The sequence below is a fragment of the Streptomyces anulatus genome, from assembly GCF_000721175.1.
Classification (GTDB): domain Bacteria; phylum Actinomycetota; class Actinomycetes; order Streptomycetales; family Streptomycetaceae; genus Streptomyces; species Streptomyces anulatus_C.
The window spans coordinates 75,689-88,051 of record NZ_JOEZ01000016.1; the positions used below are offsets into that span (position 1 = coordinate 75,689).

Here is a 12,363-nt window from a genome sequence, read left to right on the forward strand (position 1 = left end):
ACGTCTCATTAACGCCCCGTCCTTCCGGGGTTCATCATCTGCACGTCCCCCCGGAAAGGCCCTCTCCCCGTGGCGTCCCTCGAAGCGATCCCCGACGAGCTCAGCCGGCTCATGAAGTACTTCCCGGAGACTCCGGTCGAGGAGCGCCCCGAGTTCCACCGAGCGGCCAAGGACTTCCTGGACCGTGCCGCCCCCAAGGTCGTGCGGCAGTTCTCCCCGATGGCCCGGGTCAAGTGGCACCTGGCGGCCAGCGGCCGCGGTGACGAGCTGGCCGACCTGCTGCACTACGAGCGGGAGAACCCGGGAGCCTTCTCCGTCCGCGGCCTGCGGCGCGCCCGCATCGAACTGCCCGGCGTCGAGAGCTCCTCGCTCCCCTCCTCCGTGCGCAACTTCAACCGCAGCGAACTTCCCGTACGCGGCAAGCTCCTCGACCTCGGCTGGGAGGACGGCAAGCTCCTCGTCAAGGGCTACGCCTACATCCCCAACGTCCCCTCGGCCACCGGCAAGCGCTCCCTGCGCGTCGCCGTGCTCCGCCGCCAGGGCAGCCGCTCCACGCTCCCGCTGCGGATGCGCACCGTCCTGGAACCCCGTGCCACCGCCGAGGCCAAGGGCGCCCTGCACAACTACGACTGGTCCGGCTTCGAGCTCGGCATCGACCCGTCCCGGCTGCGCGTACGCGGCCAGTGGCAGTCCGGCACCTGGCGCCTGGGCATCGGGATCCCGCGCCCCGGCGGCATGTCGGTCGGCAGCATCACCAAGAACAACGCGGGCGCGGCCGGCCACAGCTACACCCGGGTCCTGGACGACGGCGTCCGCCTCGTCGCCGGCTTCGACCGCAACCGGCTCAAGCTCTCCGTCGACGTCGTCCCCGCCGAGATCATCGCCCAGGAAGCCGACGGCGGGAACCTCACCGTCACCCTGCGCTCCCGCGTCACCACTCCTGCGGGCAAGTACCCCACAGCCCTGCGGATCGACCACGAGCCGAGCGGCTTCACCACCGACCTCCCGCTCCAGCAGGGCGAGACCGGTGCCGACGGCTGGCTCCGGCACACCGCCCGCCTGGACTTCGCGGACCTGCCCGTCGACGACGTACAGCCCGGCAAGGCCGTCAAGTACCGTGCGCAGATCGTCTTCGCCGACGGCACCACCCGCCGTGCCACGGGCGGTGCGAAGCACGTCACCGGAGTCCACCCGCTGCCCGGGGGACGCGAGTTCGCGATCCTCACCGACGGCGCGGGGAACTTCACCCCGCAGGTCCGCACGGTCCAGCCGCTGGTCGACGGCGTCGAGTGGAGCGCCGAGGGCGAACTGGTCCTCTCCGGCGTCTACACCGGCCCCGCCGACCAGATGAAGATGGTCCTGCGCCACACCGGCCGCAACGAGGACCGGCCGCTGCCGGTCGAGTTCGCCGACGGCCGCTTCACCGCCCGCCTGCGCCCGGACGCCATGCCCACCTACGAGGGCACCGTGCCGCTGCGCGCCGGCCGCTGGATGCCGCGCCTGCGCCTGCGCAGCGAGTGGGACCACACCCGCGACCTCCCCGTCACGATCCGCCCCGACCTCGTCGGCACGCTGCCGCTGGCCCACCGGGGCGAGCACCGCACGTACACCGTGGAGCGGGTCGACTTCGACCGGATCTTCGTGGAGTCCGGCCCGGTCCTCGACCCGGAGCTGCGCGGCGCCTACCGCCAGCGCCTGATGCGCGACGTCTACACCCCCGAGCAGCGCAAGCTGCCGCTGCGCGAGGCCGTGCTCTACAACAGCTTCGGCGGCAAGCAGTTCTCCGACTCGCCCCGCGCGGTCTACGAGGAGCTCAAGCGCCGGGGTACCGAGGTCGAGCACATCGCGATGGTCCACGACCAGCAGGTCGTCCTGCCGCCCGGCGTCCGCGGCGTCGAGTGGGGCAGCAAGGAGTGGTACGAGGCACTGGCACGCAGCCGGTACGTCGTCACCAACGGCGGCATCCGCGAGTGGTTCGTCCGCCGCGAGGGCCAGGTCGTCGTCCAGACCTGGCACGGCACCCCGCTCAAGCGCATCGGCGCCGACCTCCTCGGCACCCCGAAGGCGAACCTCGCCTACATCGCAAGCCTCCCGCAGCGCTCGCGCCAGTACAGCCTGTTCATCACGCCGAACGCCTTCACCACCCCGATCATGACCAACTCCTTCCGCCTCCAGTGCGAGGTCCTGGAGGCGGGCTACCCGCGCAACGACGTCTTCCACGCCCCCGACCGCGTCAAGCGCGCCGCGGCCGTACGCGAGAAGCTCGGCATCCCCGCGGGCAAGAAGGTCGTGCTGTACGCCCCCACCTGGCGCGACGACCAGCGCTACGGCGGACGCCGCTTCAAGCTCGACAACAAGATCGACGTCGAGGCCGCCCGCCGCGAGCTCGGCGAGGACCACGTGCTGCTCTACCGCAAGCACCACAAGGTCCTCGACTCCATCCCCGGCGCCGGACAGGGCTTCGTCTACGACGTCACGTACTACCCGGACATCGCCGACCTCTACCTGATCGCCGACGTGCTGATCACGGACTACTCCTCGGTGCTGTTCGACTTCGCGCACTCCGGGCGCCCGATGCTCTTCTTCACGTACGACCTGGAGCACTACCGCGACACCCTGCGCGGCTTCTACTTCGACTTCACCTCCCGCGCCCCCGGGCCGCTGATCAAGACCTCCGAGGACCTGGTCTCCGCGATCCGGAACATCGACGAGGTGAGCGAGGAGTACAAGGAGAAGTACGCCCAGTTCCGGGTCGACTTCTGCGAGCCCTCCGACGGCCGCGCCGCCGCCCGCGTCGTGGACCGGATGCTCGCCGTCAAGGAAGAGCAGCAGGGCTGATCCACCCCGGCCGCCCCCGCCGTCCGCCCGCACCCCCCTCACCGGCCGCCCTCGGACGTCCACCGAACGGAACGGGCGGGCGGCGGGGGCGGCCGCTCGCGTACTGTGCTGTGCCGGGGCGGCTCGAAGGCCCCTCATCGGGACACCGGGGCGATCCAGAGCGAGGAAGCACGTGGCAGAGCAGAGGCCGTCGGGCCGCGAGCCGGCAGTGACCGGCGCCCGCAGGGTCGTCGTCAAGATCGGCTCCTCCTCGCTCACCACGGCCTCCGGCGGCCTCGACGCCGACCGGGTCGACGCCCTCGTCGACGTCCTGGCCAAGGTCAGGGACGGCGGCGAACGCGAGGTCGTCCTCGTCTCCAGCGGAGCCATCGCCGCCGGACTCGCCCCGCTCGGCCTCGTCCGCAGGCCCAAGGACCTGGCCCGCCAGCAGGCCGCCGCCAGCGTCGGCCAGGGCCTCCTCGTGGCCCGCTACACCGCCTCGTTCGCGCGCTACGGCGTCCGCGTCGGCCAGGTGCTCCTCACCGCGGACGACACCAGCCGCCGCGGCCACTACCGCAACGCCTACAGCACCCTGGACAAGCTCCTGGAGATGGGCGCCGTCCCCGTCGTCAACGAGAACGACACCGTCGCCACCGATGAGATCCGCTTCGGCGACAACGACCGGCTCGCCGCCCTCGTCGCCCACCTCGTCCACGCCGACCTGCTCGTCCTGCTCTCCGACGTGGACGGCCTCTACGACGGACCGCCCGGCACCCCCGGCGCCTCCCGCATCGCCGAGGTCACCGGCCCCGAGGACCTGGCGGGCGTCACCATCGGCAGCGCCGGGAAGGCGGGCGTCGGCACCGGCGGCATGGTCACCAAGGTCGACGCCGCCCGCATCGCCACCGCCGCCGGCGTCCCCGTCGTCCTCACCTCCGCCAGCCGGGCCGCCGACGCGCTCGCGGGCCGCGACACCGGCACGTACTTCCACCGCACCGGCCGCCGCTCCGCCGACCGGCTCCTGTGGCTGGCCCACGCCTCCACCCCGCAGGGCGCGCTCACCCTCGACGACGGCGCCGTACGGGCCGTGGTGGAGCGGCGCACCTCACTGCTGCCCGCCGGAATCTCCGCCGTCGAGGGCGAGTTCAGCGCCGGCGACCCCGTCGAACTGCGCGATCCCCACGGCACCCCGATCGCCCGCGGACTCGTCAACTTCGACGCGAAGGAGATCCCCCAACTGCTCGGCCGCTCCACCCGGGATCTGGCTCGCGAACTGGGGCCCGCCTACGAGCGCGAGGTCGTACACAGGGACGATCTGGTCCTCCTCGCGCCGCGCCTCACCCCCTGAATCGGCTGAAAGTCCCGCTCTCCGGCAGGGACCTTCACCAAAACCGCCCCACGCCCGGCTGTGGACTGGTCCACTTTGTAGTGGGGAAACAGAGGTACCGCACAGCAACACATCACAGGAGGCCGCCGGTGAGACGAGCGCGCCCGGGGGCGCCGCCCCGAGGCACGGCCAACCGCGCCCTGACGAGTGTCGGAGCGGGGGCGGATTTCGACCGGAATCCCCTCCCGTCGGACACCGTCGAACGGGAGCCGGTCACGACGGCGAAGGAGGAGTCCCCGCAGTCGAAGCTCTGGCACATCACCCTCAGCGTCTCGGGCGCCGAGACTCCGCTCGCCGAGGTCAGACGCGGCCTGGAACAGCTCGCCCACGACCATCCCTTCCTGCTGACCAGCCGCTACGCCAACGACCACGCGGAGATCCGCTACTGGGAAGAGGCCCGCGATCTGCACGACGCGGCCGCGGTCGCGCTGCGGCTGTGGGGCGAGCACCGCTCCAGCGCCCGGCTCCCGCCCTGGGAGATCGTCGGCCTCGAAGTCATCGACCGCGAGACCTACCACCTGCGGATCGCCGAGGGGTACGGACCGCCGCCCGCGGCCCCCGTCGGCGTGCACCCCTACTGACCCCGGGGTGACTCGGGGGTGGTCCGGGGGCGTCCGCCCCTCGGGTCGGCCGTCTCGCATCACGGGATATGTACCGGATGCCCGCAGAGCGCGCATTACTCTGCGGGCATGACCACGCTCTCGCCCTACGACAACCTCTCCCCGGTCGCGCAGACCGCCTACCGGGCCCGTGCCGCCGCCGCCGACATCGCGCCACTTCCACGCGCGGCCAAGGACGACGCACTGCTGGCCATCGCCGACGCCCTCGAAGTGCGCACGAGCGAGATCGTCGAGGCCAACGCGGAGGACGTCGAGCGCGCCCGCGAGGCCGGGACGAGCGAAGGCATCATCGACCGCCTCACCCTCACCCCGGAACGCATCCGCGCCATCGCCGCCGACGTACGGGACGTGGCCGCGCTGCCCGACCCGGTCGGCGAAGTGGTGCGCGGCTCGACCCTGCCCAACGGCATCGACCTCCGCCAGGTGCGGGTCCCGCTCGGTGTCGTCGGCATCATCTACGAGGCCCGGCCCAACGTCACCGTCGACGCGGCCGCCCTCTGCCTGAAGTCCGGCAACGCGGTCCTGCTGCGCGGCTCCTCCTCCGCCTACGCCTCCAACACCGCCCTCGTCCGGGTCCTGCGCGACGCGGTCGGCGGCTCCGGACTGCCGGCCGACGCGGTGCAGCTCGTCCCGGGCGAGAGCCGCGAATCCGTATCGGAACTGATGCGGGCCCGCGGCCTGGTCGACGTCCTCATCCCGCGCGGCGGCGCCTCGCTGATCCGCACGGTCGTCGAGCAGTCCACCGTCCCCGTCATCGAGACGGGCACCGGCAACTGCCACGTCTACGTCGACGCGCAGACGGACCTGGCCATGGCGGTCGACATCCTGATCAACTCCAAGGCCCAGCGCCCCAGCGTCTGCAACGCGGCCGAGACCCTGCTCGTCCACAAGGACGTGGCGGACGCCTTCCTGCCGCTCGCCCTGGACGCGCTGGCCGAGGCCGGGGTCACGGTCCACGGCGACGAGCGGGTGCTCGCCCACGCCGGGTCCACCAAGGCCACGGTGGTCCCGGCGACGACGGAGGACTGGGAGACGGAGTACCTCTCCTACGACATCGCGGCGGCGGTCGTCGACTCCCTGGACGCGGCGGTCGCCCACATCCGGCTCTGGTCCTCCGGCCACACCGAGGCGATCGTCACCACCTCGCAGGCCGCCGCCCGCCGGTTCACCCGATTGGTCGATTCGACCACGGTCGCCGTGAACGCCTCCACCCGCTTCACGGACGGCGGGCAGTTCGGCTTCGGCGCCGAGATCGGCATCTCCACGCAGAAGCTGCACGCCCGCGGTCCGATGGGCCTGCCCGAGCTGACGTCGACGAAGTACATCGTCACGGGGGACGGGCACATCCGCTAGGGCGGGCTCGGCGGCGTCTGGTGCGTGCGATCGCAAGGCGGAGGGTCGCCCCGATACTGGATGTATCGGGGTGATCCCGACAACGCGGCGAGCGTGCTCCCGGACGGCTGGGAGCCCGACGACGACCGCGGGGGCGCGGACGAGGACTTCGCCTCCGTGGTGTTCGACGAGGACTTCGTCCGGTCGGCGCCCGTCCATGAGCCCACCGCCGTGGAGCGCCTGCTCGCCGCCGCCGAGGCCCGCGCCGAGGCCGACGCGGCCCGTGCCCGCCGGAGCCGTCGCGCCGACGACGGATACGGCCCCTACGGCCGCACCCGGGGCTACCACGACCCCCACGACCTCGACTACGACCCGGACCACGGCGTCGGGGGCGACGACCCCGCCCCGGGCCCCTACGGCCGCCACGGCGGCTCCCTGCGCCCCTACCGCAACTCCGCCCGCTGGCACCGCCCGGTCGCCTGGCTGCTGGCTGTGGTGATGGGCGTCGGCCTGGTCTCCCTCGCCTTCAGCGCGGTCCACCGGGGCGCCTCGAACAACCGTCAGGACCAGGTGCCGCCGCCCGCCACCAGCGGCGTGGACAAGCCCGGGGCCGTCCCGTCGGCCTCCGCGGACTACTCCCGCCCCGCGGTCTCCGCCGAGCCCCGGGTGCCCTGAGTCCTCCCCCCTCACATCACCCGTTCGCCGATGGCCGCCCCCTTCGCCCTCGCACTTCCCGGCGGTCTCAGCGTTTACGCAGACCGCAATCGACCTACCCTGAGGATGTGACCCCTCGTTCCCAGGGGGGCTTCTCGCTGCCGGACGCCGCTCGGCCGAAGCAGACCGTTGCGCACCGAACCGACCGGTGTGGAGATCGGGAGAGAAGTCATGACAGGCCGCTCAGAACCGCCGGACGGCCCGCCCGAGAACCCCGCGGGCGGCGAGGACGAATACCGCTCGCTCGTCTTCGACGAGTCGTTCGTCCAGGCTGCCCGGTTGCAGGAGTACTCGGCGCAGGAACGGATGGGCGAGCACGCCCGTGCCGTCCGCACACTGCCCGAGGCGCAGGTCACCGTCCGAAGCGGCGGCTCCCGGGCCGCCATAGCCCTGGTCGTCCTCATCGCCCTGGCCTTCGCCGTGGCCGTCTACATCGGATTCCGGAGCCCCTACCCCCAGCCGGCCCCCCGACGCGCCGAACCCCTGCGGACCACCGTCGTCCCCCTGGCCCCCCGGGGCGCCGTACCGGGCGGGTCACCCGAGCGGCTGTACCGGGCCGAGCCGGTCTCCGGATTCCGCACGGGCGCGGCAGGCATCAACTTCCCCGCCGTGGAGCGCACCCAGAACTTCTCCGACAGCCAGATCACCGCCGCTCTCGCCACGGTCAAGGACTACCTGGTGGAGTCGTCCCTGAACCCCGACGTCCTCACCGGCTCCGTACGCCGGCCCGTCGAGCACCTCCTCGACCCGGACCAGCGCGCCCAGTTCGAACAGAGCTTGAGCAAGCCGGCGGACGACGGGAGCCACGCGGCCACCGGCTGGCTCGTGCGCTTCGACCCGGCGCAGGTGGAGCTCGCGGACCCGCAGATCCGGGTCAAGGGCACCCTCCGCTACGAGGAGGAGGCGGCGGGCGCCCTCGGCGTCATCTCGGACCACACCTTCACCTACGCCCTGCGCCCGGCGGACGGCCCCCACCGGGAGGACGGAGCGTCCCTGTTCACCGTGCGGCGCGAGCTGCACTTCCGCTTCGACCGGGAGGACCTGCGACTGCACCGCCTGGAGGTGCGCACCGCCTACGTCCAGGCAGGGCCGCAGTCCTGCTCGGCCGACGCGACCGGGATGCTCCGCCCGCTCCTCGCCGGGGAGCGGGCGGACGCCCGCGGACCCGCCGCCACCGACCCGTACGCCACGGGCCGGCCCACGGCGGCGCTCTGCGGAACCCTGGCGGCCGTCAGCTCCCCGACGGCCCCGACGTCCCCGAGCTCCCCTCCTCAGGGTCCTCACGGCGGCCCGACGTCCCGTCCCCGCCCGTAGCGGAATCGCCGGCCGGGCCCTGCGGTCCGCCCTTCGCACCCCCGGTACCGGCCCCGGCTCCGGTGAACTTGTCGCGCAGTTTGCCGCCCAGGTCTCCCGCGCCGCCGGCGATGTCGCCCACGAGCTTCATCAGCGGGTCCTTGCTGGTGCGCACCGTGTCCGCGTAGTGCGAGGCGGACTCCCGGAACGAGTCGGTCACCGAGGTGTCCTTGTCCTCGTCGCGCCGCGGGTAGTGACCGTCCATGATCCGCTGGAAGTCGCGGGTCTCCGACCACTTCTTCAGCTCGGCGGCCCGCACGGTGGTGAACGGGTGCGTCCGGGGCAGCACATTGAGGATCTTGAGCACGGAGTCGCGGAGGTCGCCGCCCTTCTCGTACTCGTCGGCCTGGGCGAGGAAGGCGTCCACGTTCATCTCGTGGAGGTGATTGCCGCCCGCGATCTTCATCAGGCCGCGCATGGAAGCCGTGATGTCCTGGCCGACCAGCAGCCCGGCCCGGTCCGCGGACAGCTCCGACTTGCGGAACCACTCGCGCAGCGCCGTCACTATCGCCATGACCGCCACATTGCCCAGCGGGATCCAGGCGACCTTCACGGCGAGGTTCGTCAGGAACAGCAGTATCGTCCGGTACACGGAGTGGCCGGAGAGCGCGTGGCCCACCTCGTGGCCCACCACCGCCCGCATCTCCTCCTCGTCGAGCAGCTCGACCAGGCCGGTGGTGACCACGATGATCGGCTCGTCGAGCCCGATGCACATGGCGTTGGGCTGCGGGTCCTGCTTCACGTACATCGGCGGGACCTTCTCCAGGTCCAGGATGTAACACGCGTCCCGCAGCATGTCGTTGAGGTGGGCGAACTGAGCGTCGCTCACCCGCACGGAGTCGGAGAGGAAGAGCAGCCGCAGGCTGCGCTCCGGGAGCAGCCCGCTGAGCGCCTTGAACACGGTGTCGAACCCGGTCAGCTTGCGCAGGGCCACCAGGGCCGAGCGGTCGGCGGGGTGCTCGTAGGCCCGGGAGGAGATCCCGGGGAATCGCCGGCGCTGCCTGCTCGGCACGTTCTCGTGACTGCTGTCGGTCATGGATGGCCCCCTGTTCGTACGAGACGTTGCTCGTCCCCCGGACAAAACCCCAGCGTATGCGCTGGCGCTACGGTGTGCGGGGGCTGTGGATAACTTTGAGGAGCGCCCGAATGCCGCACACCGACGTACTGCTCGCCGCCGCGTCCCAGGAGCCGGGACCGGGCGGCACCCTCCGGATCGTGCTGCTCGTCTCGATCCTCGGCACGGTGCTGCTCGCCTGGTTCCTGCTGCGTGGGTACCGCAACGACGACAACAACGACTGAGTCGCCGTGAGCGTGCCCGAGGGTCCCGCATACGATGTGACCGACGTCTTCCTTCCGATTCACGATCGATAGGTCCTGCCGAAGATGAGCCTCACGAGCACCGCACACCAGCTGGTCACTCTCGCCTCCGAGGGCGGCGAGGGCGGCAACCACGAAAGTCTCAACCCCTACCTCGTCGGCGCCGGGGCCTTCCTCGCGCTGATGTTCCTGCTGTGGGTCACCACCCGCTTCAACCGCGACCGCTGAGTCGGGGCGTACAGCTGTGCCAGTAGGCTCTGCACGCATGGGAGAGCAGGAAGTGCCTACCGGCCCCGGCAAACGCCGTATCGGCGTGATGGGCGGGACATTCGACCCGATCCACCATGGACACCTGGTGGCGGCCAGTGAAGTGGCCGCCCAGTTCCGTCTCGACGAGGTCGTCTTCGTCCCCACCGGGCAGCCTTGGCAGAAGAGCCACAAGAAGGTCTCCCCGGCCGAGGACCGCTACCTGATGACGGTCATCGCCACCGCGTCCAATCCGCAGTTCTCCGTCAGCCGCAGTGACATCGACCGTGGCGGACCGACGTACACCATCGATACGCTGCGGGACCTGCGTGAGGTCCACGGCGAGGCGGACCTCTTCTTCATCACCGGCGCCGACGCGTTGTCCCAGATCCTCACCTGGCGCGACGCGGAGGAGCTGTTCTCGCTCTCCCACTTCATCGGTGTGACCCGCCCGGGTCATGTGCTCACGGACGACGGGCTGCCCGTGGGCGGCGTCTCCCTCGTGGAGGTGCCCGCGCTGGCGATCTCGTCCACGGACTGTCGTGAGAGGGTCGCGCAGGGGGAGCCGGTCTGGTACCTGGTGCCGGACGGCGTGGTCCGCTACATCGACAAGCGCCAGCTGTACCGCGGCGAATGAGCCACGGAGAGGGGCACCGGTGAACGACCGACACGACCCGTACGACCCGTACTACCAAGAGCCGCAGATCGTCGGCTACGACGCGTACGGGCAGCCGGTCTACCAGCAGCAGGGTCAGCAACAGGGCCACACGCAGTACGACCAGCAGGGGCAGAGTTACTCCCCGTACGCCGCCCAGCAGGGCCAGGGACACCGGACCCAGGACGCCGGCTACGGCTACGACGCGTACGGCAACCCCCAGCAGCAGCCCCAGGGTTACGACCCCTACGCCGACCGGCACCCGGGTCAGACGCCACAGACACAGCAGGGCCAGGGCGCCGACCAGGGGTACGGCTACGGCTCCTACACCGACTACGGCTACGCCACCGGGCAGCAGCCCGCCGCGGTCGACACCGGCCAGCACTGGAGCATCCCGCAGCAGGGCGCGGCCCCCGCACCGGAACAGGCCCCGCAGGCTCCCGCACAGCCGCCGCAGCCGCAGCAGTCTCCGGAGGCAGCGGAGGCAGCGGAGGCAGAGGACGAGCCCGGGCTTCCGGGGCAGCGCAAGCCCACCCCGGACTACCGCACCGAGCAGTTCTCGTTCATCGAGGAGCCCGACGAGGACTCCGAAGACGTCATCGACTGGCTGAAGTTCACCGAGAGCCGCAGCGAGCGGCGCGAGGAGGCGCGGCGCAAGGGCCGCAACCGTATGGTCGCGCTGATAGTCGTCGCCGTGCTCGTCGTCGTCGGCGGGGCCGGCTACCTCTGGTCCGCCGACATGATCCCGGGCCTGTCCGGATCGGACGACAAGAAGACCGTGGCCGCCGGCGCCCAGCAGCGCGACATGATCGTGGTGCACCTGCACGACACGAAGAAGGGCGGCACCTCGACGGCGCTGCTCGTCGACAACGCCACCACCAAGCAGGGCACCACCGTCCTGCTGCCCAACTCCCTCGCCGTCGCGGGCGACGACGGGACCACCACCACGCTCGGCAAGTCCGTCGAGGACGACGGCAGGACCGGCACCCGGGAATCCATCGACACCCTCCTGGGCACCCGGATCACCGGCACCTGGCGGCTGGACACCCCGTACCTGGAGAACCTCGTCGAGCTGGTCGGCAACATCGAGGTCGACACCGACACCGAGGTGCCCGACGCCAAGAAAGGCGCATCGCCCCTGGTGAACGAGGGCGAGGGCCAGACGCTCAGCGGTCCGATGGCCGTCGCGTACGCCACGTACCGCGCGCCGGGCGAGCCCGAGGCCAAGCAGCTGACGCGGTTCGGCGAGGTCATGCGCGCCACCCTGCGCAAGATCTCCGAGGACCCCAAGGCCGCGACCGTCACCATCGAGACGCTGCTCCAGGTGCTCGACCCGTCTCTCCCCGAAAAGGACCTCGGAGCCTCTCTCGCCAAGCTGGCCTCGCGCGCCAAGGTCGGCGACTACAAGACGGCCGTACTGCCGGTCCAGGAAGACGGCACGCTCACCGAGGCGGACACCCGCGGCGTCGTCAAGGACATCCTCGGCGGCACGGTGAAGGCCCCCGAGGCGGGCGCTCCGCTCCGGGTCGCCGTCCGTAACGCCACCGGGAACGAGAAGGCCGCGGGGTCCGCCCGGGTCCAGCTGGTCAACGGCGGATACGCCTTCGTGGACAGCGGCAGGGCAGGGGCCGAGGCGTCGTCCGTCGTGCTCTACCGGTCCGCCGGGGACAAGGAGAAGGCCGTCGAGGTGGCCAAGACCCTGGGTCTTTCCGCGGGCGACGTGAAGAAGGGCGAACCGGCCGCCAACGCCGACGTGTCCGCGGTCCTCGGTCAGGACTACAAGGTCCAGTAGCCCGCCGGCCCGCTCACGGGCACCGGCCGACGCTCCGGCGTCGGCCGGTGACGTCGCTGAAGCCGGCCGATGAACACGGTGAAAGCCCGCCGGTGAAACGCAGTAAGGCTCTGTCGGTGGTCCGTGAGAC

11 protein-coding genes are annotated in these 12,363 nt (G+C 71.4%); 10 read left to right on the forward strand and 1 reads right to left on the reverse strand.

The window, feature by feature from the left end; all coding sequences use genetic code 11:
• The first annotated feature begins 69 nt into the window (after positions 1 to 69).
• The 6 genes from IG90_RS0118435 (at position 70) to IG90_RS0118460 (ending at position 8,184) form a co-directional block, all read left to right on the forward strand.
• Entirely contained in the window at positions 70 to 2,838 is a 2,769-nt protein-coding gene (locus IG90_RS0118435; protein WP_030585361.1) for a CDP-glycerol glycerophosphotransferase family protein, read from the forward strand.
• A gap of 172 nt (positions 2,839 to 3,010) precedes the next feature.
• Positions 3,011 to 4,165: a glutamate 5-kinase gene (gene proB / locus IG90_RS0118440; RefSeq protein WP_233436001.1), complete on the forward strand. Its 1,155-nt coding sequence runs from the start codon at positions 3,011 to 3,013 to the stop codon at positions 4,163 to 4,165.
• Positions 4,166 to 4,293: 128 nt separating this feature from the next.
• Complete coding sequence (locus tag IG90_RS0118445; RefSeq protein WP_030585367.1) at positions 4,294 to 4,785, forward strand: hypothetical protein; 492 nt, start codon at positions 4,294 to 4,296, stop codon at positions 4,783 to 4,785.
• 108 nt (positions 4,786 to 4,893) lie between these two features.
• Positions 4,894 to 6,177, forward strand: coding sequence for a glutamate-5-semialdehyde dehydrogenase (locus IG90_RS0118450; protein WP_030585370.1), 1,284 nt, complete (start codon positions 4,894 to 4,896; stop codon positions 6,175 to 6,177).
• A gap of 60 nt (positions 6,178 to 6,237) precedes the next feature.
• Positions 6,238 to 6,831, forward strand: a complete 594-nt coding sequence (locus IG90_RS0118455) for an SCO2584 family spore wall biosynthesis protein (RefSeq protein ID WP_051870764.1) — start codon at positions 6,238 to 6,240, stop codon at positions 6,829 to 6,831.
• 210 nt (positions 6,832 to 7,041) lie between these two features.
• Positions 7,042 to 8,184, forward strand: a complete 1,143-nt coding sequence (locus IG90_RS0118460) for an SCO2583 family membrane protein (RefSeq protein WP_030585375.1) — start codon at positions 7,042 to 7,044, stop codon at positions 8,182 to 8,184.
• On the opposite strand, the gene IG90_RS0118465 is transcribed toward IG90_RS0118460, so the two are convergent.
• Positions 8,102 to 9,259 (reverse strand): M48 family metallopeptidase, encoded by a 1,158-nt coding sequence (locus IG90_RS0118465; protein ID WP_030585378.1) that lies wholly within the window; start codon positions 9,257 to 9,259, stop codon positions 8,102 to 8,104. The genes IG90_RS0118460 and IG90_RS0118465 overlap by 83 nt on opposite strands.
• 110 nt (positions 9,260 to 9,369) lie before the next feature.
• Between IG90_RS0118465 and IG90_RS44845 the strand changes: the two genes are divergently transcribed.
• From IG90_RS44845 to IG90_RS0118485, 4 genes are all read left to right on the forward strand, one after another.
• Positions 9,370 to 9,522 (forward strand): hypothetical protein, encoded by a 153-nt coding sequence (locus tag IG90_RS44845; protein ID WP_033894375.1) that lies wholly within the window; start codon positions 9,370 to 9,372, stop codon positions 9,520 to 9,522.
• A gap of 84 nt (positions 9,523 to 9,606) precedes the next feature.
• Positions 9,607 to 9,768, forward strand: a complete 162-nt coding sequence (locus IG90_RS44850; RefSeq protein ID WP_033894376.1) for a hypothetical protein — start codon at positions 9,607 to 9,609, stop codon at positions 9,766 to 9,768.
• 37 nt (positions 9,769 to 9,805) lie between these two features.
• Complete coding sequence (gene nadD, locus IG90_RS0118480; protein WP_030585381.1) at positions 9,806 to 10,423, forward strand: nicotinate-nucleotide adenylyltransferase; 618 nt, start codon at positions 9,806 to 9,808, stop codon at positions 10,421 to 10,423.
• 19 nt (positions 10,424 to 10,442) lie between these two features.
• Positions 10,443 to 12,233 carry an LCP family protein gene (locus IG90_RS0118485; protein WP_030585384.1) on the forward strand — a complete coding sequence of 597 codons (1,791 nt, stop codon included), beginning with the start codon at positions 10,443 to 10,445 and terminating at the stop codon, positions 12,231 to 12,233.
• The last annotated feature ends 130 nt before the right edge of the window (positions 12,234 to 12,363 follow it).